Here is a 20,127-nt window from a genome sequence, read left to right on the forward strand (position 1 = left end):
ATCTACAGGAGAGCCCCATGAGCGACTTGCATCTGATCAGCCACCACCTGTGCCCCTATGTGCAGCGCGCGGTGATCGTGCTGAGCGAGAAAGGCATTGCCCACCGCCGCACCTATGTCGATCTGGCGGACAAGCCGGAGTGGTTCCGCACCCTGTCGCCGCTGGGCCGGGTGCCGGTGCTGGAAACCGGCGGCCGGGTGCTGTTCGAAAGCCAGGTGATCGCGGAATACCTGGACGAGACCACGCCCGGTTCGCTGCTCCCTGCCGATCCGCTGGAGCGGGCGCGGCACCGGGCCTGGATCGCATTCGGCTCGGAGACGCTGGCCGCCATCGGCCGGCTCTACAATGCGCCGGACGCGGCTGCCTTTGCCGACGCCGCCACCGCGCTGCGCGGCCGGCTGGAGCGGGTTGCGGCAGAGGTGGAAGGCCCGTTTTTTGCCGGCGGTGCGTTTCACCTGGTGGACGGGGTCTGGGGCACGGTGTTCCGCTATTTCGATACGCTCGACGCCATCGGCGGCTTCGGCCTGATGCCGGAAGATGCGGCGATGACCGCCTGGCGGGCTGCCGTGGCGGCGCGGCCTTCGGTGCGCGAAGCGCCGCCCGCGGGCTATTCTGCCCGGCTGATGGATTTCTTCTGCGCCCGCAGTTCGCATCTGGGGGTGCTGGCCCGGGAGGCTTTCGGCCAGGCGGCCAATCCGCTTTGATCCAGTGCAAAACGCACCTTGCCGCAGGGCCGCATCCGGCGCATAAATGCGCTGGATTGAGATTCAGCGGGAGACAGCCCATGCAAGCGCGGATTTACCGGCCGGCACGCAATGCCATGACCTCGGGCATGGCGAAGACGCGGCGATGGGTTCTGGAATTTGCGCCCGTCAGCGCCCGCGAGGTGGACCCGCTGATGGGCTGGACTTCGTCTTCGGACACGCAAAGCCAGGTGCGCCTGCGGTTCGCCAGCAAGGAGGCGGCGCTGGAGTACGCCAAGGATCACGGCATCGACGCTCTGGTGGTCGAGCCCAAGGAGCGCAAACCCAACATCCGCCCGGGCGGCTACGGCGACAATTTCGCCACCAACCGCCGCGGCCCCTGGACACACTGAGGCTGTAAATCGGGATCAAGTTGCGGCCGGACAGGCCGCAAGATCCGGCCGGCGCATATGGCAAACAGGGGCAAAGCTGTCTCGGAATCGGGATGAGGATACCGCGAGGCCGGGAATTGAGCTGTATGCAGGGCGCCTATCGGGCGCCTTTACTGCATCTGGAGGGTGCCATGAAATTTCTGCTGAACGGCGATGAACCCGGCCGAACGACCATCCTTCTGGCGCATGGGGCTGGTGCTGCGATGGACACGCCTTGGATGGCAACCACCGCTGGAGCGCTGGCGGAGTGCGGCTTTCGAGTTGCCCGCTTCGAGTTCAGCTACATGGCTGCCCGCCGCACCGGCGGCTCGAAACGCCCGCCCGCGAAGGCCGGGACCTATGTGCCCGAATACCTTGCCGCCGTCGACGCCCTTCCCTGCGACGGGCCGCTCCTGATCGGCGGCAAGAGCATGGGCGGCCGTGTCGCCAGTCTCGTTGCTCAGAGCCTTTACGATGCAGGCCGCATCAAGGGGCTGATCTGCCTCGGGTTTCCCTTCCACGCGCCGAACAAGCCCGAGAAGACGCGCTACGATCATCTCACCGGGATCACGTGCCCCACGCTCATCTGCCAGGGCACCCGGGACCAGTTTGGATCACGCGAGGAGGTCGAGGGTTATCCCCTCTCGCCCGCGGTCGATCTGTTCTGGCTGGAGGACGGCGACCATGATCTGAAGCCGCGCAAGCGCCTTACGGGCAGGAGTCTTGACGGCCACCTCGCGACAGTGGCGGAGCGGACCTGCTCCTGGACCGCAGCGCAGGGCTGAGCGCCGGCAGCAAGACGCCGGTCGCCGGGCGGTGCATATTTGCAGCATCGGTTTGGCATGCGGGGCGGGGCTTTGGACTGTATCTGAGCTTGCGTCTCTTCCAGATTTTCCTGGCGTCACTGCTGTACCGGTTGGCTGGACATCTGTGTTGATGGCATGTGGATGTGCACTGAGAGTTGCAAGGGAAAGCCTGGCGCCCTCGCGGAACGCCGTAACAGGTGGGCAGAGCACTAGCTTGGAGCGCATTGGAAGGCCGGGAAAACAGGGGCCGGCCGGCACATGGCCGACGGCAGCATCCAAGTCTTGCAGCTGTCGGCAGGCCGGCGGCGGCCTTTGCGTCAAATCTCGAATTCGCTCAGGTGTTCGGGATTGAACTCAGACATTTCAATGAGTGCTTTGACATCGTTCAGACGCACGTGATCCTTCGCAACCGAAATGAGACCGGCATCGCGAAGGGATTTCAACGACCGGTTGGTATGCACCAGGCTCATGCCAAGCGTATCCGCCAGGTCTTGCTGGGTCATGGGGATCTCGAGCCAGTTCCCGTTTTCGTCCTGGATCAAGGCAAACCGGTGCCAGAGTTCGAGGAACAGATGCGCGAGCCTCTGCCGGGCCGACAATCTGCCCAGCCGTATCGCCTGATCGCCAAGAATTGCGAACTCCCGCGCAGTGCACCAGCTCAACCCGGCGGCGATGATGGGAAACTTCTGGGAGATCTCTATGACACGACGGGGATCGACAGCGGCAAGCTTCAGCGGTGTCAGCGCTGATGCACTGTATGTCGCCGTCGCCCGGAAATTCACATGCAATCCCAGAATGTCGCCGGGAAGTGCGTAGCTGAGGATCTGGCGGCGGCCGTTCGACAGCAAGCCGTACCGTATTGCCCAGCCTTCAATGACAATGAACGTTGTCCGCAGGTCGTTGCCTTCCACAATGAAGTCCCGGCCTCGATCGGCGTCTAACGTGTTGTTCTGCAGCCCTTCTAGAAATTCAATCTCCTCCTCGGAGAGCAAGCAAAGCGCACCAAGTTTGCGGACGAGCGGGCTGGAGGAGGCTGCCGGCTTCAGGTCTGTCGCTATCCCGGTCTGCATTCGGCCGCTTTCCTCAATATTCGCAGACACGGGGCCTGAGTTTAACCTATGTTATACCATTTTCCGTATCGGCGCCGCTTAATCTTGCTGTCGGGCGCGGGATTGAAAAGAGCCAGGTTCCAACGGCTGACCGCAAGCTCCGGCCGGGCGCGGGTGCGGGGCTGGTACAACTGTTTGGCTAGTGGCCTGCTATGGGTGAGGGCGGCGCGGTTGAAGCCGGGCACTGCATTTCTTTCCGCAGGGGGGATATGCGCGACGATATTGCACCAGCTGCGATCGAAGAGCTGCCGATCCTGATGACCGCACCGGGTTGCTTCGCCATTTTCGGGTGTGCGACGTTCGTCGTAACCAACTTGGCCGCGGACTTCGTGGTCGCTGAACATGACCGGATGGCCGGCACGATCTGCGATCTTGCTGCCGGGCGCTTTGCGTTCTGGTGGATATTGGTATTTACGCGTTCTGCACAGCACTGGTTGCCATCGCGTTGCTGGCCGCTCGCCTCCATATGGGCGGAAACAGGTGGGGCGGTGGTGTAGCCGGGCAGGCTTTTCTGTGCCTGATCGTCTGTCTGGTCGGCGCGCGCAATGAAAATGCGCCACCAGCTAAGACGTCGTGGATTCAGGTCTGTTGGGCAGTCTTGACAGGGGGGGCGCATGAAAACCGCCCGAACGTGCAGGCTTAAGGATCATCGGCACAAAAATAGGAAGTGGCGCCCACGGGAGGACTCGAACCCCCAACAGCCCGATTAGAAGTCGGATATTCTATCCAGTTGAATTACGTGGGCGCACTTCTGCGGTTTTGGACGAAGCCTGCAGCCATGTCAACTTGGTAGGCGAACAGCGCAGCTGCTATCCAATCAGCCCTTGTGCAACGGATCCTTACAGGCACGCAAATGCGGGGCAGAGGGCGGTTCCTGCGCTATCCGGCTGAGCCCGCGGGCCGTGCGGCGCCAGGCATGGCCCCTGGCGGGGATCAGTCCGCGGGACGCAGATCCAGGTGCATAAAGATGGACCAGGGGTCCTCGGCATAATCCGCAAACGGCGGGCATTCCGCGAACCCAAAGGATTCGTACAGCTTGCGCGAGGGCAGGAAATCATCCGTGGAGCCGGTCTCCAGATAAATACCGGCAGCATGCGCGCTGCGGGCCAGCCCCAGCAGGAATTCCAGCATGGCGCGTCCCGCTCCGCTGCCGCGGGCCTCGGCCGCGGTATGCATCGATTTCAGTTCGCACGTTCCATCACCCAGGGTTTTCAGCGCGCCCATCGCAATGGCTGTGCCGCCCTGGCGCAGCAGGAAGAATTGCACATCCGGCCCCTCCAGCCCGCTGCTGTCCAGCGCATGGCAGCTGTCCTTTGGCGACTGCGCCGCCATCTGCGAAAGATGCCGCCGGATCAGCGCGGCAGCCTCCGGTCCGGCCGGGCTTGCGGGGCTGATCTCGAAGTCAGGCACAGGTCCGAAAGGCTTGTCCGGGTTCAGGCGGCTGTCAAAATTTGTCATCGGGCATCAACATGTTGCGAGGCGCATCCAGGTGCGAACGGCGCGGCATTGCACCAGTTCTGCCCGGAAGCTAACGCGCAGTTGACAGTGTGAAAAGAAAAAAGGGCGGTCGGCTGCCTGGTGACCCTCCGTGCTGGAAGCCGCCGCCGAAACGGTTTCATTTGCCTCGCCCTGGTCCGGAATCCTGTTTTGCAGGTTTCATGCTGCCCTTGGCCGCGTATTTCTTGCGGACCGCCCGCAGCACTTCGCCTAGGAAGCCTCGGGTTGAGGACGTGGAAAGCCTGCGCCGGATGGGGTTCTGCCTGGGTCTGCCCGAGCACGGGGCAGGGACGACGCCTGCCGCAGAGGCGGCTTGCCGGGAGCGGCTGCGGGAGCGCTTTGGGTGCCCGGGTCCCGAACGCCCGCGTCCGGCCGCCAGAGTATCGACCGGTTTGCCCGGTATGGCGTTCATCGAAGGCCAGCACATGGGGTTTCTTCACCCGTGACGAGGTGCCGGTAAGGTTTGCCGGCAGATGCGTCCGGCGCCCTTCACCGTGCCCGCATCATAAGTGCCCGGGCTGCCGAGACAGCCCGGATGGCGGCGTTCGATTCCGCCCAGTGATCCCTTCTTGCGCTGGAGCTCCCAGGGCGCAGGCTTCGGCGCCGGCGCAGGGGGCGATGGCCAGTTCGATCACAAGCTTCTGATCAGGTCGTCCAGTTCCTGCTCCAGTGCGGCGCGCGCCTTGCCATAGCGGGCCTGCAGCAGGCCGAGCAATTCCTCGCGGTTCCCGCGTGCCTTTTCCAGTTCGTCGTTGGTCAGCTTGGCGTAAGTCTGCTGCAAGCGGCCTTTGACGATGCTCCAGTTGCCTTCGATTTGATCCCAGTTCATGGCGGTCTCCTTTCGGGTTGCTGCCGGGCCACAACGTGCAGGCGTCTGCAAAGTTCCTTGCCGAAGCCGCGCGATGGCAGGGAACAAAACGAATGCGGCGGGTGTTGGGAGCAGAACGGTATTGAAAACAGGGGAGCGATGCGGTGCCAGGTGCCTCCAGCACAGGCAGGCAAGAAATGCGGGCCGCATTTGAGGCGCAAGCCTGCCCGCCTTGCTGCAGTGCTGCGCCTTGCGGCCGGGCTGCTGCGTGCCGAAACCGCCTTGATCCGCGCTGAACTCGCCCGCACCCTGTCGCGCGCCCGTGCCGGGCTGGAACAGCCACTGCGGGGGCTGAGGGAAAGCCTGCCGCTCTCCAAAGCCGTTGCAGCAGCCAAGGATGCAGGGCAAGGTGCTGCGGGTTGCGCATTGGGTCTGGCACGTGGCAATCCTGCCGTTCCGGCTGTGGCGGGCGCCGGTCTGGCGATGCTGGCCGCAGCTGACCGCAGGGGCGGCCGGAAGCATGACCCGCGCGGCGGTGCAGGACCTTAGGGCTTAGGAACATGTGGCAAACAATTACCGCCAGGAGCTCGGTCCGGGTGATGGTTCTGATGATCACCCTGATCCTGCTGGGCGCAGCCTTGTACTTTGCCAAGCCGGTTCTGGCGCCGGCTGTATTTGCGCTTGTGATCGGGGTGGTGGTTTCGCCGCTTGCGGACCGGTTGGAGCGGTTCCGGATCAGCCGGGTTGCCGTGGCCGGCAGCCTGCTGGTGCTGTCCACCGCGCTTCTTGCCATATTGATCCTGTCGCTTGATCCGCTGCTGACGGCGCTGGCCAGCAAAATCCCCCAGATCAAATATGAGATCCGCGGCTGGCTCGAGATGCTGTCCGGGCTGCTGCGCGGCATTGAAAGCATCAGCAGCGAACTTGAGGCAACAATGGGCGGCAGCGCCGATGAAGAGGCGGGCAGCAGCCTGCCGACGCTGATGGATGCGCTTTGGCTGGCGCCGAACTTCGGCGCCCAGATGTTCGTCTTTGCGGGCACGTTGTTCTTTTTCGTTTTGACCCGGAACGACCTGTACCGGCAAGCGGGCAGCCATGCTGCCCGGTTCTATCGTGCCGAGCGGGCAGTGGCGCGCTATTTTGCAGCGGTCACGATCGTCAACGGCGGGCTGGGCGTGCTCACCGCTGCCGGGCTGGCCGTGATCGGTTTGCCGGGGGCTTGGATCTGGGGGCTGGCGGCCGCCGCCTTGAATTTCATTCTGTATCTGGGCCCGCTGATTATGCTGGCCGGGCTGACAGTGGCCGGACTGACCCAGATTGGCGGTGCGGGGGCGCTGCTGCCGCCCTTGCTGTTTCTGGGGCTGAACCTGGCCGAAGCGCAATTCGTTACACCTGCCTTTGTCGGCCGCCAGCTGCATCTCAATCCGCTGGTCGTCTTCTGGGCTATTGTTCTGGGGTTGTGGATCTGGGGTCCGGTGGGCGCCATTGTCGCACTGCCGGTGCTGCTGTGGTGCGGCCGGATGCTGGTGCCGCCGCCGCAGACAGCAGGACCCGGCACCCCGGACACCCGCGGGACCGAATAGGCAGCCTGCGGCAAACGCGGGCTGCAGCCCTGGTGTCTTCCGGCAGTTCCGTCTTGCTCCGTGGTTGTCGCTGCGGGGCTGACCCGCCGCCTTTCAGATGCCCGCCCTTGGCCTGCTGGCGGCCGTCAGAACGGCTGCCGGCCGGACATCGCCGCGTGCCCGCAGGCCGGGGTGGGCGGGTTTCTGCCTGTGCAGACCGCGCCTGCCGGTTCGCTGCAAAAAGTTCTGCAGCAAGGGAACCATGCCGGTCTTGCGCGAGTTGAATGGCTGTAACTCAAGCGCGCTGATGAGTGAAACAATATGGAGATCAAACCGATGAAACATCTTTTGCTTTCGACTTCGCTGATTGCCGCCGCCGCCATGCCTGCTTTTGCCGGCACAGAGGCGGACCTTTCGGGCAGCGCCGAGGCCGGCGTCCAGCTGGAAACCCCTGCGGCCGAAGCCTCCGGCGAAGCCAGCGCAATGGGAGAAGCCAAGGCTGAAACCGCACCGCTGCAGCCGGAAACCGAAGAACTGATGGATGATGCGGCAAATGCTGCGGACAGCATTTCGGATGCGATCGATCCTGACGCGGACGCACCGGTGATGGAGCCGCTGGGAGAAGTGGAGCTGACTGCAGATGCCCTCACCGGCGCCCGGACCTATGATGCCAATGACGAGCACATTGGCGAGGTGTCGCAGGTGATTGTGAACACCAGCGGCGGTGTTGAAGCGGTGATCATTGACGTGGGCGGCTTTCTCGGCATCGGTGAAAAGCCGGTTGAGCTGAGCATGGGGGATCTCGATGTCCGGAAGCTGGAAGGCGATATCCGGGTGACCACCCACCTGACCCGCGAGCAGATGGAAGCGCTGCCTGACTATCAGCCGGGATAACTGATCCCGAATTCAAAGGGGCCGGCGGGCCCCTTTGACTGCCGCCTGTTCCGTCCTGCTGCCGGTTTCCTGCCTCGTACCGGCACCCGGGGCGAACACCACTGCCAAGGCGGCCCTTCAGGGCCGGGTTCCGGGTAGGAGCCCGGCCTTTTTGGCAATCCGGGGCAGAAGACTGAAATCGGATCGGCCCTGCTGCCTGCGCCGCACCGGCACCGCCAAGCCTGCACAGGGCCGGCCGGAGGGTCTGCCCGCTGCGAGCGGGCATAGCCCCGGCGTGCAAGTTCCGGAAATCACGCCCGGCGGTTTGCGGGAAATCGGCCGGAAACCGCCGGGTATTCATTTTGCCAATAAAATCAGGAACTTTTTGGAAGGGGCGCGCGTTCTCCTGATACATCCCCGCGAGGGGCAGAAATGGAAAGGAGCATTGCAAATGACTCATTTGATCCGCACCACCGCCCTGGTCGCCGCCATGGCCACAGCAGCTGCGGCCGGCCCCATGGTTTCCGAAATCGACGTGACGGCAGACTTGAGCGCAATCGAGAATTTCAAGGCGGCTGAAGTCTGGACCAGCCTGGAAGCCGACCTGGAAACTGCCTTGGCCGAACGTCTGGTTGGCCAGATCGCTGATGAAAACGCCGAAGAAACCGCGGAAATCCATGTCGAGATCGATTCCGTCGCGCTGGCCAGCAACTTCGAACAGGCGCTGGGCGTCGGTGAATGGATGCTGAAAGGCGATGTGGACATCAACATGCCCGACGCCTCCAAGGATATGCGCTATGACCTCACGGTCTCGGCGGATCAGGTCAATGCTTATTACCCCGCAGGCACCGACCCGGCCATGGTGAGCGTCGACAGCGAAATCTTCTACAACGCCATCATCGAGGCCTTTGCGGGCAATGTTGCCTCGAAACTGAAATAAGGAGAGTGATATGCGTATCATGATCGCATTTCTGGCGCTGGCTGGGCTGGCGGCCTGTGAAACCGCCGAAGGCTTCGGCAGGGACGTGTCGAAACTTGGCGGCGAAATCACCGAAGAGTCCCAGGAAGCGCAGTAATTGCGCCAGGATTCCCGGTTGTCCCCTTGGCCCGGCGGTTACGCACCGCCGGGCCTTTCCGCGTCGGCTGCGCGGAACCTTCAGGCGCCTGATGCGCTGGTCCCGCGGAAACGGGAATGGCCCTGCCGCGGCCGGAAGGCCGCACCGGAAGGAAACCGGAATCGCCTGATGCGCGCGGCGGGGGGCTTCCCGGCAGAATGGGAGTTCATCCATTATTGAATTTGCAGGTATCGGCGGTTTTATTCTATTGATTACCGCTGTTTGGGCGATTGTCTCCATCGTCGGTTCGTCCGCCGGCAACGGCACCAAGGCCCTGTGGGTGGTGCTTGTTCTTCTGCTGCCGGTGATAGGCTTTATTTGCTGGTTTCTGTTTGGCCCCAAGTCCTCCCGGCGCGCGGTCTGACGGAGCAGAGCGGCGCTGTGCCGAAGGCACCCGGAACCGGTCTCCGGGTGTCTTTTGGTGCGCGGATCACCAGGCCGGCGCCGCCATCCATGCACGCCGGTCCGCCGCCGGAGGGTCACACAATGTCTTCGGTTGCCCCGGGAAGGGGCTGCTGCAGATCTGCCATTCTGTCCGGGTCATGCGGCACCAGCAGCCCGCGGCGGGTTTCGGGGCGGCGCACCTGATTGCGGCGGATTTCCCGCTGCCACCAGGCTGCAGCACCGGCGGGGTCCAGTGCCTCTGCGGGCAGATCCTGCTGCCACCAATGCCGCGCCAGCGCCCGCCACAGTGTTTCGATCCGGTCCCGCCGGGTGATCCGCAAGGCCGCTTCGGTATCCCAGCGCAGCGACCGCCCGTTCAGGTTGGCGGAGCCAACCATGGCAAAATCCCGGTCGGCAATCAGGGCCTTGCTGTGCAGGTAGACCATCGGCGAACCTGCCAGCACTGAAGGTGAGACGCGGGCTGCCATGCGGGGCTGGACCGGGCTGGCAATGCAGGCGCGCTGCCCGAAGGCGCCGGTCACCTGCTTCAGCGCCTCAGCCTGCAGCGCCATGCCGTAACGCGCATCCAGTTCGCGGCTGCCGTCAAAGGCAACATCCTCGGGCAATGCAGGCAGGATCAGGATCAGGGACAGGTCCGGATTGCGGCGGGCAGCGGCGGACAGCCCGCGGGCGATGGCGCTGGAGCGCAGGAACTGGGTTTCCAGATAGATCAGATGCCGCGCCTGCCCGAAGGCTGCCAGGTGATCCTCCTCGATCTCCTTCAGCGTCGTCCGGGGCGACAATGCCCAGAACCCGGCCCGGCGCGGTGCCGACATCGTGCGGCGGATATGCTTGCCCTCGGGCGGCTGTTTGCGCAGCGCAATTTCATCCTGGAACCGCTCCAGATGGCCTGCGGCTTCCTTCGCTTCGGGGCCGCGCAGAAGCAATTGCACATCGGCCCAGGTCTCATGCGCGGGCTGGTCATGCGCCGGCGTGTCGTAGCGGCGGCTGTTCTGGTCCAGCCCGCCGATGTACAGAACCTCACGGTCGATCACGGCGATCTTCTGGTGGTGGGAGACCGGGCAGAGCTGCGGCAGCCCTTTCCGTCTGGCCGCAGCGGGCCGCAGGCGCCTTGGCAGGGCCCGCAGTTTGCGCAGCACGAAGGGAGAGAACGCAAGCCTCGGCAAAAACCCGGCCCGTGCCGGATGCAGCGCGGCGGTGACCGACAGGCGGTCAGCCGCGCCGGGGGCAAGCCTTGCCCTGATTTCCTGCGCCTGGGCGAGCGTCTTTTGCGCAGCAGCATGGAGCGGCGCAGCCATGACAGGATCAAAGTCGCTCACCACCAGCCGGACCCGGACCCCGCGCTGCAGCGCATCGGCAATCAGATCGGCCCAGGTTGTTCCCGCCTCCTGCGCCTCCGGGCTGAGCAAGGCAGTGGCGAAATCGAACAGGCGGAAACTGGCCGTGATCTCGTGCTTGGCGGCCAGCACCGCACGCTCGAAGGCAGGCCAGGCCTGTTCGGCGGTGATCAGTACCGAAAAGTCGCTGCAGCTTTGGTCAGGTGGCGGTTTCTGCGGCATGGTGCTCCTGACCCTGTGAGGCTGCCGCAGGCGGTTCCGCCCCGGCAACGGCGGGGAAGCTCAGCCGGTAGCAAAAGCTGTCGCTGGTCTCATGCGTTTCGGCCTGGCCGTCAAGCTGGGTGGCAAATGCCGTCATCAGCCGGGTGCCAATGCCTGTGCCGGCAAGGACCTCCTCCGGACCCAGCAACGGCTGGCCCTTGGTATTGGTGATCTCCAGCTCCAGCCAGTTTTCCGCCGTTTCCCGCAGGCAGATCCGGATCTCCGGCCGCCCGCCATCGGGCACGCCGACATATTTGACCGCATTGGTCATCGCCTCCGAGACCAGCATCGAAAGGATCACCCCTTGATCCTGGCTGAGCGGCACCTGCACGAGGTCCGTACCGATCACCACGTCCTGGCCGGTGCCGGCACTCATCGTAGCGATCTCGGCGGTCAGCTCCTCCAGGAGCTGCCGGCTGTCCACTGTGGTCACATCGGGGTTGGTGTTCAGGTTGCGGTGAATGGTGGCCAGGCCGCGCACCCGCCGCTGCAGCTGGGCCAGCATCCGCCGGGCTTCGGGGGTTTGCGCGCCGCGGCCCTGCATGTTCATGATGGACGCAATCAGCTGCAGGTTGTTCTTGACCCGGTGATGGACCTCGCGCAGCAGGATGGTCTTTTCCTCGAGGTCCAGCTCGCGCCGCCGCTCCGCTTCGCTGAGGATCGCCACCATCCGGTTGAAGGACTGCTGTGCCTCCTCGAATTCCCGCGGCGGATTGGTCAGCTCCAGCTTCGGGGCCTCGCGTTCCCCCAGCGCATAGCGGCGCATGGCCGAGCGCAGCGCGCTGAGGTGGCGGATCACCATCTGCTGCAGGCCGAAAATGGCGACAGAAATCCCCGCGAGCCACATCAGGCCGGGAAATGCCAGCGTTAGCCAGGAGGTCGGGCTGGCCGTCATTGATATTGCATTTCCCACTGGCCAGCTGCCAACGACTGCAACCTGGCCCGGGAGAATTTCACTCACTGCGAAAAAACGCTCGTGGCCCGAGCGCGCGTCTTCGAAGAATGTTTCCCCCATATGGTTCACCAGCTCCCTCCGGGGCACCGATACCGGCAGCGACAGGGGGGCCTGCTGTTCCGGCACGCTTGCAGAGAGGATTTCCCCCTGCGCGTCCACGGTGACAAACTGAATGCCCTGCTCGGCCCAATTGGTGCCGGACAGGGTGGTGGTGACCTTGTGCGGGATTGCAAGAGACACGTAGCCCAGCAGAATCCCATCGCGCTGCACCGGGCTGGTGGCCAGCAGAAGCGTGCTGCCTTCGCCCAGAAGGTCGCGGCCCAGGGCAAAGGACAATTGGGACGCTTGCCGGGCCTTCAGATACATCCATCTGCCGGACACGTCCCGCGGCCGGCCGTCTGATGCGCAGTCCATTTTGCCAGCCGGTGTTGTGAAGGCCGCAAAGGTAAACGGGTTCTGGCCGTCGGTGAAGGCTTTGAGCAGTTTAAAGCAGCCGCGCTCGTCATCCAGTACGGGCAGAATGGCCGCGGCCAGGCCTTCGGTGGCACCGCCCGCCCGCTGCAGCAGTTCCCGTTCCCTGGCCGCGGCCCGTTCGGTGCGGTCCAGCAGGGATGCATGCGACAGCCGGGTGGCTTCCTCCACCACCGCGTTGGTCTGGTACAGCGCGATCAGCCCCAGCGGCAGCAGCGCGATGGTCATCAGCGCTGCCAGGCGTATCAGCAGACTGCCGGCCTGCAGCCGCGGAAATGCGATCATGCGGCGCTTTGCTGGGCGACAATCCCAGCGGTGACGCTGTCGGTCAGCTCCATCCGGCTGTCGTCGCCCAACTCCATCAGCTCGGCCAGGCGGGCACGGGCCCGGTTCACCCGGCTTTTGATGGTGCCGGTTTTCACGCCGCACATCTCTGCCGCTTCCTCGTAGGAAAAACCGCTTGCGCCGACCAGGACAAGGGCTTCGCGCTGTTCGTCGTTCAGCTGCGCAAAGGCGGTGTTGAAATCGCGCATGTGGAGCCGGCCGTCGTGATCGGGCTTTTGCGCCAAGGCGCCGGACAGCGCCCCATCAGTGTCTTCGACCTCGCGTCTGCGCTTGCGGCGCAGCGAGTAATAGGTGTTGCGCAGAATGGTGAACAGCCAGGCCCGCATGTTCGAGCCGGGATTGAACTTATCGATATTGGTCCAAGCCTTGACCAGCGTGTCCTGCACCAGGTCGTCGGCGGTGGCACTGTTGCGGGCGAGGCTGATGGCAAAGGCGCGCAGGGCGCCCAAGTGATTGACCAGCTCGTCTCTCGGATCGGGCAAGGCATCAGTCATCGGAGCGGGCCTCCTCAGCATGTTTGGGAGCGGAGGCGCGATCAGCGGCCTCTTTTTCCTTCAGCTGCTTCAGCAGATCGGTGAACCGGTCCGGCACCGGCTCGCTCGCGATCTGTTCGAAGGCCCGCTTCAGGTTTTCGTCTATGTGACGGTCGGCCTGTTCATTGCGCGGCCGGGCGCTTTGTGGCTGTGTCATGCAATCCATCAGTTTTTTGCGCGATTTCTGGAACCAAACGCACGGCAGCGCGTATAGTTCCATGTATATTGCAAAAAAGGGACGTCGCAAAATGACCGCTCAATCGGGAGAACTGATCGCCAGCCAGATTGGTGCAAACCTGCCCCATCTGCGCCGCTACGCACGGGCGCTGACCGGCAGCCAGAGCAGCGGCGATAAATATGCGCTGGCCTCGCTGGAGGCTATTCTGGCGGGGGAGGCCGACTATGACAGCGGGTTGCCGGCCAAAGTGGCATTGTTCCGCGTCTTTCATGCGATCTGGTCCTCTTCCGGCGCTCCCTCGGGGGAGACGGAAGAGGATACAGGCCTGGCTGCCAAGGCGCAGGAGCACTTGCGCCGCCTCACGCCGAACACCCGCGAGGCACTGCTGCTGCACACCATCGAAGAATTCAGCGCGGCCGACACCGGCACCATCATGGGGGTGAGCGCAAGCGAAGCCTCCGAGCTGATTTCGATCGCTTACGAGGAGATGTCGCGCGCCACGTCCGGCAGGGTCATGATCATCGAAGACGAGGCGGTCATTGCCTTGGATCTCGAGGCTATCGTGACCGGGATGGGCCACAGTGTGACCGGCATCGCCCGCACCGAAGCCGGCGCGATGGATCTGGCCGCCAAGGCGCCTGCGGATCTGATCCTGTCGGACATCCAGCTGGCGGATAATTCCAGCGGCATCGATGCGGTGAACGGCATTCTGGCCAAGCACGGAGAGCGCCCGGTGATCTTCATCACCGCTTTCCCCGAACGCCTGCTGACCGGCGAAGGGCCGGAGCCGGCATTCCTGATCTCGAAACCCTACACCGAAGAGCAAGTGCGCTCAGCCGTCAGCCAGGCGATGTTCTTCTCCTCGACGGAAACGCTGAAAGCCTGACAGCCGGCCTGGCCGGCATGAATGGCAGAACCCGGGCCGCAGCTGCGGTCCGGGTCTTTTCGGGCGGTATCAACCGGCAGCAGCCGGATGGGGCTTGGTGCTTTCCTGCAGGCGGAGGGGACGGGATCCGGAAGGCACCAAGCCGGGCGGCCTCAGGACTTGGCCAAGGCGCGCAGCATCCAGGCGGCCTGCTCATGGAAGGCCGAGCGTGCCGTTGCCATATCCTCGGTCACGATATCGCGGCGCGCGCCGGCCAGTTCCGCAAGGGCGTGCAGGCGGAGAGCGATCCGCTCGTGGCTGCCGGCAAGATCCTGAGCCATGCCGCCCGCGGTCAGCTCGCCGCTGGCATCCTGGATCTTCGAACGGTTCAGAATTTCGTCCATCCGCGACGGCGCCAGATGCCCCAGCGCCCGGATGCGTTCGGCCAGCGTGTCGGCGGCGGTGAACATGTTTTCGTACTGCTCTTCTGTCAGCTTGTGCATCGAGTAGAAGGCCGGACCTTCCACATTCCAGTGGTAAGCGTGTGTCTTGAAAACCAGACGGTAAGTGTCCGCCAGCACATCCGCCAAGCCTCCGGCGATTGCGCTGGTGTCACGGACTCCGGTTTTCACATTGTCAGGGCTGGGAACGGCGGTAAGCGGTCCAGTCATGGGAAACTCCTTGGCTTTTCTGCGGTTGAAGATTGGGGGAAACGCCGGACCGGCAGGGAAGTGCAATCCGGCTATCAGGCTTGTTTGCTGGCGGCGGCCGGAAGCGCCGCCGCCAGCCCCGGCCGTCAGCGCGAGGCGCCGCGCACTGCGCGCAGGATGAGCGCTACGGCGAACAGCACCAGGAAAATAACAAACAGGATCTGTGCGATCCCGGCGGAGGCCGAAGCGATGCCGCCGAATCCGAAGATGCCGGCAACGATGGCAACGACCAGGAAGGTGAGGGCCCAATAGAGCATGCCATGTCCTTTCGGTTGCGAGTTGTACAGATCCAACCCTCAAGCCCGGAAAAAGTTCCGGAGCAGTTGTCCGGAATGCCGGACGGGTCTTTTCCGTGCCCTCGCCTGAAAGACCGTGGCGTGGAACCTTTGGCGGCGCCGGGTTGTTGAGCCGTGGAAAGGAGAAATCAAATGGCAGAGACCCAGACAAAGAAAAACGTCCAGGAAAATGCAGCCAAAGCGGGTGATCGGGCGGAAGGCGCCGCCGCAGCGCTGAACGATGCGGCCCAGATGACCGCGGAAAAAATTGCAGAAGCGGGCACACAGGTCCGCGTTGCCGCGGCAGCCCGCGCACAGGACGCGGTTCAGTCGTTGGATGGCCTCGCAACTGACAGCCGCCGCTTTGTGCAGAAGAACCCGGGGCTGTCTTTGGCCGCCGCACTGGGGGTGGGCATGCTGATCGGATTGGCGGTCAGGCATCGCAGCTAGCGGCAGCGCCCATCTTGTGATCCGCTAGCCGGCGCAAGCTGCCCGGAACAACCGGTTGGGCGCCAGGCAGCTTTGGCTGCAGCAGAGGCGCAGTGGCTGGTGTTTGGTCAGCCTCATGCCGTGCGGCAGGCCTTTGCGGCCTGCCGCTGCCGGTGTCAGAACCTCAGGGACAGGCAGGACATGCCGCCGTCCAGCTTGGCGCAATCGGTGTTGTCGATCTCGACGATCTCGTAGCCTGCCTTGTCCAGCATCTCCGCCGTGCGCGGGAAGCCTGCGGCCATCAGCACCAGATTGTTGAAGCGGATGGCATTGGCGGCGGCTTCCTCGCCCTCGGCCACATGCAGCACCCGGTAGCCTGTGAAGCAGCCGGAGGCGTCCAGCCGCTTGGTGGAGAGGATCGTCTCGGCGTCCATCAGCGAGCAGTCGGTCTTGAAGTGCAGCACACCCTCGGGGGTGAAGACCTCGCGCAGGGCGTGGCCCCACTCCGCCGCGATCTCTGCCAGTTCGGCAACGCCGGCAGCATCGGTGCGGTCGGAGCGGCCGACCAGGATTTCCTTGCCGGTCACCAGGATGTCGCCGCCCTCGATGTGGCCGGGACCGGTGATTTCCCGGACATCATCGCAGCAGGCCCGCAGGGCGGGGGCCATTTCCGCCACCTCGCCCAGACGCGAGGGTGCGCCGGGGCGCATCAGGATCGCGCCCTGGGGCAGGCACAGGGCGGTGTCCTCGACGAACTGGGCGTCGGGGTAGGCTTCCAGCGGGTCCAGTTCGATCACCTCGGCGCCGGTGCTGCGCAGGGCAGTGACATAGGCCGCATGGGCGGCGAGCATGCCGTCAAGATCCGGGTTGCCGATGTCCTCGGCCCGCAGTCCTTGCGCGATGGAGGAGGCCGGGCGGCGGGTGATGGCGCGGGTGAATTCGAATGTGGGGTTTCGCATGGGGTTACTCCTGGCCCGGCACAGGTCCGGTGATTTCGATTTCGACGATGGAGGGCGCGCCGCTGCGGCTGGCTGCGCGGAGGGCTTCGGCAACCGCCTGCGGCTCCATCGGGACGCGGGTGAAGGGGATGCCGAAGGACCGGGCGGTGGCGGCAAAGTCCGGCGGGGTGGGATCGCAGCCGACCACCTTGACGTCCACGGCCTCCATCGAAGTGGCGATCTCGCCATAGCCGCGGTTGTTCCAGATCACGAAGGTGACGGGCAGGTTTTCGTCCGCGGCGGCCATGATCTCGGGCAGGGAGAACTGGGCGCCGCCGTCGCCGGCGATGCAGATCACCGGGGTGCCAGGCGCTGCGATGGCGGCACCGATGGCGGCGGGGATGCCATAGCCGAGCGCGCCGTATCCGGTGGCGGCGTTGAACCAGCCGCCGGGGCGGTCGTGGTCATAGTAGAGATTGCCGGCGTAGATCGGCTGGGTGGAATCGCCCGCAAACAGCGCGTTCGGCACTGCCGCGCGCATGGCGTTCAGCACCTCGACCTGGGCGCGGTATTCCGGGCCGATCTCTTCAAAGGCGGCGGCGCGGGCCTGTCCGGCACGCCGGGCGCCTTGGCCTTGGTTTGACGTGCCGGGCAGGGCGGCCAGCAGCGCCGGGATGGCCTCGCTGGTGCGGCCCTGGATGGCGAGCGCCGCTTGGCGGCGGGCCAGCTGCTGGGGGCAGATGTCCACCCGGATCAGCCCGGCCATGGCCGCCGCGGATCCGGTGGCATACATATCATAATCTGTCGGGCCCAGTTCGGTTCCCAGCGCCAGAACGCAGTCGGCGTCTTCGATCAGGCCGCGGACGGCCTGCAGGCTCGGGCTGGCCGGGACGGTCAGCGGGTGGCCGTGCATCAGGCCGCGGGCGTTGACGGTCTGCACCACCGGGGCGTCGAGGCGTTCGGCCAGGGCCTGGAGCTCTGCATCTGCGGTTCTGGCGCCGCCGCCCGCCAGAATTACCACCTTGGCCGCTGCGGAGAGCCGGGCTGCGGCCTGGGTGATCTGAACCGGATCAAGCGGCGGCTGGGCGGGCGCGGGGCAAGCCGGGCCGTCCTGCGCGGCGGTGCCGGCCACGTCCAGCGGGATCTGGATGTGGGCGGGGCCGGGGCGGCCTGCGGTGAAGGGGGCAAAGGCGCGGTCCAGCGCTGCCTCCAGGTGTTCGGGCTGTGAGACGTGTTCGGAGACCAGCGCCACCGTCTTTGCCAGCGTGTGCTGGTCGGGCAGCTCGTGCAGGTGGCCGTGGCCCTTGCCCAGTGTGGGGCTGGCATTGACGCCGGAGACCACCAGCATCGGCACCGAATCCGCCCGCGCCTGGGCCATCGGGGTCAGCGTGTTGGTGAGGCCGGGGCCGGTGATGACAAAGGCCACGCCGGGCTGGCCGGAGACCCGTGCATAGCCGTCGGCCATGAAGCCCGCGCCCTGTTCGTGGCGCGGGGTGACGTGGCGGATGCCGGAGGCGGCCAGGCCGCGGTAGAGTTCGACCGTGTGGACGCCGGGAATGCCGAATACGCAGGTGACACCGCGCGCCTTCAGCCCGGCGACCAGGGCCTCGCCAACTGTTGCCTTGGTCATGCAACGCTCCTTGTCTTGCGGTTTGCGTGGGCCGCGATCCGGTCAATCGCCGCGGCAAAGCTCTGGTCGTCGATGGTCAGCGCCACCCGCACCCAGTCCTTGAGGCTGTCGCCAAAGGCTGAGCCGGGCATCACCGCGGCACCGTGCTCCAGCAGGTCCCAGGCATAGGCATCGCCATCCATCCCGGTTGCGGAAACGTCGATCAGGGCGAACATGCCGGCCTCGGGGCGGTGGACGCGCAGGTCGGTCTCGGCGTGCAGCCGCTGCACCAGCAGATCCGCACGGGCGGCAAAGCGGGACGCCATGCCGGATGCCACCGAGGAGCCCTCGCGCACCGCCTTTTCGGTCATGTCGGCGATGAAGGGCTGGTTGCCGAACAGCATGGTCTCCGACACCGGCAGCAGCGCGGTGCAGAAGGCTTCGGGTGCGGCGCACCAGCCGCTGCGGAAGCCCGGTGCGGCATGGGATTTGGAGATCGAGGAGACCGCGACCACCCGGTCTGAAAGTGCCGGATCGGAAAGCGGCGAAACGAATTCCGCGCCCTCGAACACCAGGTGCTCGTAGACTTCGTCGGAGATGATCCACAGGTCATGCTGTCTGGCCAGCGCGCCGATGTCGCGCAGGTCTTGCGGCGTGAGAATGGCGCCGGTCGGGTTGTGCGGGGTGGTCAGCAGAATGGCACGGCTGCGCGGGGTGATGCGGGCGGCCAGGTCGCTGGCCTGCATGCGGAACCCTGCCTCGGGGCGCAGCGGCACCGGCACCATGTCCGCGCCGGAAGCGCGGATCACGCCCTCGTAGGTGGCATACATCGGGTCGCCCACCAGCACCTCGGTGCCGGGTTCCGCAACCCCCTGCAGCACCGCATAAAGCGCGGTCTGGGTGCCGGGGAAGCAGAGGATGTTTTCCGGCCCGAAGCCGCGGCCGCGGCTGTCGGTATAGGCCTCGGCCAGGGCGGCGCGCAGATGCGCCTCGCCGCGGCCGTCGGAATAGCCGGTGCGGCCGGCCTGCATCGCCTGCGCAGCGGCGCCGGTCAGTTCCGGCGGGGTGGGCACATCCGGCTCGCCGATGGTCATCTCGATCAGGTCGGCACCGGCCGCGGCCATCTGCCGTGCCTTCAGATGCACTTCCCATTTGCCGCCGCCCAGTCCGGCCAGACGCTCGGTGATTGCTGTCAGCCTCATGACGTTCCAGCCCCTTGTTCCAAATTCAATCCAGTGATGGCGGCAACCGACTGCCGCCCGATTTCAGCCAGCTCGCCCGGCGCGAAGGCATCAGGCAGGGCGCCGCCTTCCAGCCACAGCCCGTCAATCACCGCGTTGCAGGCAATCGCCAGCCGGCGCAGCCGGGCAGGCGGCGTGGGGCGGGCTGCTTCTGCCAGCGCGGCGGAGATCAGCCCCTCAAGCTGGTCGCGGAAATACGCATAGGTGCGTTCGTGCGTGGCCTTCATCTGCGGGTCCTGCTGCACTTTGTTAAGGAAACTGGCCCAGAGCCCGATGGACCGCGGATCCACCACCGGCGGTGTCAGCGAGGCGTTCACAAAGGCGGTGAGCCGCGCCAGCGCCGTGCCGTCCCCCCCTGCCGCGGGGGCAAAGGTCTGGTCGGTCATGGCGGTCATGTGATGCTCATACGCGGCGGTGATCAGCTCTTCCTTGGAGCTGAAATAATGCCGGATCAGCCCCTGGGTCACGTCGGCGCGCTCGGCGATTCGCCGCACCGTGGCGCCGCGCACGCCGTTCTCCGCCACCAGTTCCAGCGTGGCGAGAATCAGCGCTTCCTTCCGCGCTTCAGCGGATTCGCGTTTGAATTTGCGGCGATCGTCGCTCACCTCAGCTCCTGTTTTTGCCTGACGGAGGAATTATACACTTGCATAATTACGCGAGTCGCGGCTTACTGCAATCGGAAATTTCGGGA

25 protein-coding genes and 1 tRNA gene are annotated in these 20,127 nt (G+C 65.0%); 12 read left to right on the forward strand and 14 right to left on the reverse strand.

Going from position 1 to position 20,127, the window contains the following annotated elements; all coding sequences use genetic code 11:
- Positions 1-17: 17 nt before the first annotated feature.
- The 3 genes from OKQ63_RS03055 (at position 18) to OKQ63_RS03065 (ending at position 1,899) form a co-directional block, all read left to right on the forward strand.
- Complete coding sequence (locus OKQ63_RS03055; protein WP_264212500.1) at positions 18-704, forward strand: glutathione S-transferase family protein; 687 nt, start codon at positions 18-20, stop codon at positions 702-704.
- Between the two features lie 80 nt (positions 705-784).
- Entirely contained in the window at positions 785-1,096 is a 312-nt protein-coding gene (locus OKQ63_RS03060) for an ETC complex I subunit (protein ID WP_264212501.1), read from the forward strand.
- A 170-nt stretch (positions 1,097-1,266) separates the two neighbouring features.
- Positions 1,267-1,899 (forward strand): alpha/beta family hydrolase, encoded by a 633-nt coding sequence (locus tag OKQ63_RS03065; RefSeq protein ID WP_264212502.1) that lies wholly within the window; start codon positions 1,267-1,269, stop codon positions 1,897-1,899.
- Between the two features lie 338 nt (positions 1,900-2,237).
- Here the strand turns inward: OKQ63_RS03065 and OKQ63_RS03070 are convergent, their stop codons facing one another.
- Positions 2,238-2,990 (reverse strand): Crp/Fnr family transcriptional regulator, encoded by a 753-nt coding sequence (locus tag OKQ63_RS03070; protein ID WP_264212503.1) that lies wholly within the window; start codon positions 2,988-2,990, stop codon positions 2,238-2,240.
- A gap of 248 nt (positions 2,991-3,238) precedes the next feature.
- On the opposite strand from OKQ63_RS03070, the gene OKQ63_RS03075 reads away from it, so the two are divergent.
- Positions 3,239-3,526, forward strand: a complete 288-nt coding sequence (locus OKQ63_RS03075; RefSeq protein ID WP_264212504.1) for a hypothetical protein — start codon at positions 3,239-3,241, stop codon at positions 3,524-3,526.
- 171 nt (positions 3,527-3,697) lie between these two features.
- Here OKQ63_RS03075 and OKQ63_RS03080 read toward each other — a convergent pair.
- From OKQ63_RS03080 to OKQ63_RS03090, 3 genes are all read right to left on the reverse strand, one after another.
- Positions 3,698-3,774, reverse strand: a tRNA-Arg gene (locus tag OKQ63_RS03080).
- Between the two features lie 188 nt (positions 3,775-3,962).
- A complete protein-coding gene (locus OKQ63_RS03085; protein ID WP_264212505.1) occupies positions 3,963-4,487 on the reverse strand; it encodes a GNAT family N-acetyltransferase in 525 nt (174 codons plus the stop codon).
- A gap of 670 nt (positions 4,488-5,157) precedes the next feature.
- The gene (locus OKQ63_RS03090) at positions 5,158-5,355 is read right to left on the reverse strand and encodes a CsbD family protein (protein ID WP_264212506.1); all 198 of its coding nucleotides are present in this window, start codon (positions 5,353-5,355) and stop codon (positions 5,158-5,160) included.
- A 189-nt stretch (positions 5,356-5,544) separates the two neighbouring features.
- On the opposite strand from OKQ63_RS03090, the gene OKQ63_RS03095 reads away from it, so the two are divergent.
- The 6 genes from OKQ63_RS03095 (at position 5,545) to OKQ63_RS03120 (ending at position 9,248) form a co-directional block, all read left to right on the forward strand.
- Positions 5,545-5,883 carry a hypothetical protein gene (locus OKQ63_RS03095; protein WP_264212507.1) on the forward strand — a complete coding sequence of 113 codons (339 nt, stop codon included), beginning with the start codon at positions 5,545-5,547 and terminating at the stop codon, positions 5,881-5,883.
- Between the two features lie 11 nt (positions 5,884-5,894).
- Positions 5,895-6,917: an AI-2E family transporter gene (locus OKQ63_RS03100; RefSeq protein WP_264212508.1), complete on the forward strand. Its 1,023-nt coding sequence runs from the start codon at positions 5,895-5,897 to the stop codon at positions 6,915-6,917.
- Positions 6,918-7,232: 315 nt separating this feature from the next.
- Positions 7,233-7,790 (forward strand): PRC-barrel domain-containing protein, encoded by a 558-nt coding sequence (locus tag OKQ63_RS03105; protein ID WP_264212509.1) that lies wholly within the window; start codon positions 7,233-7,235, stop codon positions 7,788-7,790.
- Positions 7,791-8,220: 430 nt separating this feature from the next.
- Positions 8,221-8,709: a hypothetical protein gene (locus OKQ63_RS03110; protein ID WP_264212510.1), complete on the forward strand. Its 489-nt coding sequence runs from the start codon at positions 8,221-8,223 to the stop codon at positions 8,707-8,709.
- A 10-nt stretch (positions 8,710-8,719) separates the two neighbouring features.
- Entirely contained in the window at positions 8,720-8,845 is a 126-nt protein-coding gene (locus OKQ63_RS03115; protein ID WP_264212511.1) for an entericidin, read from the forward strand.
- Positions 8,846-9,056: 211 nt separating this feature from the next.
- The gene (locus tag OKQ63_RS03120) at positions 9,057-9,248 is read left to right on the forward strand and encodes a PLDc N-terminal domain-containing protein (protein WP_264213871.1); all 192 of its coding nucleotides are present in this window, start codon (positions 9,057-9,059) and stop codon (positions 9,246-9,248) included.
- Between the two features lie 115 nt (positions 9,249-9,363).
- Here OKQ63_RS03120 and OKQ63_RS03125 read toward each other — a convergent pair whose 3' ends face one another.
- Genes OKQ63_RS03125 through OKQ63_RS03140 form a run of 4 tightly spaced genes read right to left on the reverse strand, consistent with a single transcriptional unit; the run spans position 9,364 to position 13,348 of the window.
- The gene (locus OKQ63_RS03125; RefSeq protein ID WP_264212512.1) at positions 9,364-10,848 is read right to left on the reverse strand and encodes a phospholipase D family protein; all 1,485 of its coding nucleotides are present in this window, start codon (positions 10,846-10,848) and stop codon (positions 9,364-9,366) included.
- Positions 10,826-12,598, reverse strand: coding sequence for a sensor histidine kinase (locus OKQ63_RS03130; protein WP_264212513.1), 1,773 nt, complete (start codon positions 12,596-12,598; stop codon positions 10,826-10,828). Before OKQ63_RS03130 ends, OKQ63_RS03125 begins: the two co-directional genes overlap by 23 nt.
- A complete protein-coding gene (locus tag OKQ63_RS03135; RefSeq protein WP_264212514.1) occupies positions 12,595-13,152 on the reverse strand; it encodes an RNA polymerase sigma factor in 558 nt (185 codons plus the stop codon). Before OKQ63_RS03135 ends, OKQ63_RS03130 begins: the two co-directional genes overlap by 4 nt.
- Entirely contained in the window at positions 13,145-13,348 is a 204-nt protein-coding gene (locus tag OKQ63_RS03140; RefSeq protein WP_264212515.1) for a NepR family anti-sigma factor, read from the reverse strand. Before OKQ63_RS03140 ends, OKQ63_RS03135 begins: the two co-directional genes overlap by 8 nt.
- A 91-nt stretch (positions 13,349-13,439) precedes the next feature.
- Between OKQ63_RS03140 and OKQ63_RS03145 the strand changes: the two genes are divergently transcribed.
- The gene (locus OKQ63_RS03145) at positions 13,440-14,255 is read left to right on the forward strand and encodes a response regulator (protein WP_264212516.1); all 816 of its coding nucleotides are present in this window, start codon (positions 13,440-13,442) and stop codon (positions 14,253-14,255) included.
- Between the two features lie 152 nt (positions 14,256-14,407).
- On the opposite strand, the gene OKQ63_RS03150 is transcribed toward OKQ63_RS03145, so the two are convergent.
- Complete coding sequence (locus OKQ63_RS03150) at positions 14,408-14,905, reverse strand: Dps family protein (RefSeq protein WP_264212517.1); 498 nt, start codon at positions 14,903-14,905, stop codon at positions 14,408-14,410.
- Between the two features lie 125 nt (positions 14,906-15,030).
- A complete protein-coding gene (locus tag OKQ63_RS03155; protein ID WP_264212518.1) occupies positions 15,031-15,201 on the reverse strand; it encodes a DUF1328 domain-containing protein in 171 nt (56 codons plus the stop codon).
- Between the two features lie 171 nt (positions 15,202-15,372).
- On the opposite strand from OKQ63_RS03155, the gene OKQ63_RS03160 reads away from it, so the two are divergent.
- Entirely contained in the window at positions 15,373-15,669 is a 297-nt protein-coding gene (locus OKQ63_RS03160; protein ID WP_264212519.1) for a hypothetical protein, read from the forward strand.
- Between the two features lie 155 nt (positions 15,670-15,824).
- Here the strand turns inward: OKQ63_RS03160 and OKQ63_RS03165 are convergent, their stop codons facing one another.
- From OKQ63_RS03165 to OKQ63_RS03180, 4 genes are read right to left on the reverse strand one after another with little or no spacing between them, the layout of a single operon-like run.
- Complete coding sequence (locus OKQ63_RS03165; RefSeq protein ID WP_264212520.1) at positions 15,825-16,607, reverse strand: arginine deiminase family protein; 783 nt, start codon at positions 16,605-16,607, stop codon at positions 15,825-15,827.
- Positions 16,608-16,611: 4 nt separating this feature from the next.
- The gene (locus OKQ63_RS03170) at positions 16,612-18,216 is read right to left on the reverse strand and encodes a 5-guanidino-2-oxopentanoate decarboxylase (protein ID WP_264212521.1); all 1,605 of its coding nucleotides are present in this window, start codon (positions 18,214-18,216) and stop codon (positions 16,612-16,614) included.
- Positions 18,213-19,397, reverse strand: coding sequence for a pyridoxal phosphate-dependent aminotransferase (locus OKQ63_RS03175; RefSeq protein ID WP_264212522.1), 1,185 nt, complete (start codon positions 19,395-19,397; stop codon positions 18,213-18,215). The genes OKQ63_RS03170 and OKQ63_RS03175 overlap by 4 nt, the downstream gene beginning before the upstream one ends.
- Positions 19,394-20,041, reverse strand: coding sequence for a TetR/AcrR family transcriptional regulator (locus OKQ63_RS03180; RefSeq protein WP_264212523.1), 648 nt, complete (start codon positions 20,039-20,041; stop codon positions 19,394-19,396). The genes OKQ63_RS03175 and OKQ63_RS03180 overlap by 4 nt, the downstream gene beginning before the upstream one ends.
- Positions 20,042-20,127 lie beyond the last annotated feature (86 nt).

The sequence above is a fragment of the Leisingera thetidis genome, from assembly GCF_025857195.1.
Lineage (GTDB): Bacteria > Pseudomonadota > Alphaproteobacteria > Rhodobacterales > Rhodobacteraceae > Leisingera > Leisingera thetidis.

Coding starts and splice junctions, on each gene's coding strand:
- OKQ63_RS03055 (WP_264212500.1), top strand. CDS start 18: ATGAGCGACTTGCATCTGATCAGCCACCACCTGTGCCCCTATGTGCAG.
- OKQ63_RS03060 (WP_264212501.1), top strand. CDS start 785: ATGCAAGCGCGGATTTACCGGCCGGCACGCAATGCCATGACCTCGGGC.
- OKQ63_RS03065 (WP_264212502.1), top strand. CDS start 1,267: ATGAAATTTCTGCTGAACGGCGATGAACCCGGCCGAACGACCATCCTT.
- OKQ63_RS03070 (WP_264212503.1), bottom strand. CDS start 2,990: ATGCAGACCGGGATAGCGACAGACCTGAAGCCGGCAGCCTCCTCCAGC.
- OKQ63_RS03075 (WP_264212504.1), top strand. CDS start 3,239: ATGCGCGACGATATTGCACCAGCTGCGATCGAAGAGCTGCCGATCCTG.
- OKQ63_RS03085 (WP_264212505.1), bottom strand. CDS start 4,487: ATGACAAATTTTGACAGCCGCCTGAACCCGGACAAGCCTTTCGGACCT.
- OKQ63_RS03090 (WP_264212506.1), bottom strand. CDS start 5,355: ATGAACTGGGATCAAATCGAAGGCAACTGGAGCATCGTCAAAGGCCGC.
- OKQ63_RS03100 (WP_264212508.1), top strand. CDS start 5,895: ATGTGGCAAACAATTACCGCCAGGAGCTCGGTCCGGGTGATGGTTCTG.
- OKQ63_RS03105 (WP_264212509.1), top strand. CDS start 7,233: ATGAAACATCTTTTGCTTTCGACTTCGCTGATTGCCGCCGCCGCCATG.
- OKQ63_RS03110 (WP_264212510.1), top strand. CDS start 8,221: ATGACTCATTTGATCCGCACCACCGCCCTGGTCGCCGCCATGGCCACA.
- OKQ63_RS03115 (WP_264212511.1), top strand. CDS start 8,720: ATGCGTATCATGATCGCATTTCTGGCGCTGGCTGGGCTGGCGGCCTGT.
- OKQ63_RS03125 (WP_264212512.1), bottom strand. CDS start 10,848: ATGCCGCAGAAACCGCCACCTGACCAAAGCTGCAGCGACTTTTCGGTA.
- OKQ63_RS03130 (WP_264212513.1), bottom strand. CDS start 12,598: ATGATCGCATTTCCGCGGCTGCAGGCCGGCAGTCTGCTGATACGCCTG.
- OKQ63_RS03135 (WP_264212514.1), bottom strand. CDS start 13,152: ATGACTGATGCCTTGCCCGATCCGAGAGACGAGCTGGTCAATCACTTG.
- OKQ63_RS03140 (WP_264212515.1), bottom strand. CDS start 13,348: ATGACACAGCCACAAAGCGCCCGGCCGCGCAATGAACAGGCCGACCGT.
- OKQ63_RS03145 (WP_264212516.1), top strand. CDS start 13,440: ATGACCGCTCAATCGGGAGAACTGATCGCCAGCCAGATTGGTGCAAAC.
- OKQ63_RS03150 (WP_264212517.1), bottom strand. CDS start 14,905: ATGACTGGACCGCTTACCGCCGTTCCCAGCCCTGACAATGTGAAAACC.
- OKQ63_RS03155 (WP_264212518.1), bottom strand. CDS start 15,201: ATGCTCTATTGGGCCCTCACCTTCCTGGTCGTTGCCATCGTTGCCGGC.
- OKQ63_RS03160 (WP_264212519.1), top strand. CDS start 15,373: ATGGCAGAGACCCAGACAAAGAAAAACGTCCAGGAAAATGCAGCCAAA.
- OKQ63_RS03165 (WP_264212520.1), bottom strand. CDS start 16,607: ATGCGAAACCCCACATTCGAATTCACCCGCGCCATCACCCGCCGCCCG.
- OKQ63_RS03170 (WP_264212521.1), bottom strand. CDS start 18,216: ATGACCAAGGCAACAGTTGGCGAGGCCCTGGTCGCCGGGCTGAAGGCG.
- OKQ63_RS03175 (WP_264212522.1), bottom strand. CDS start 19,397: ATGAGGCTGACAGCAATCACCGAGCGTCTGGCCGGACTGGGCGGCGGC.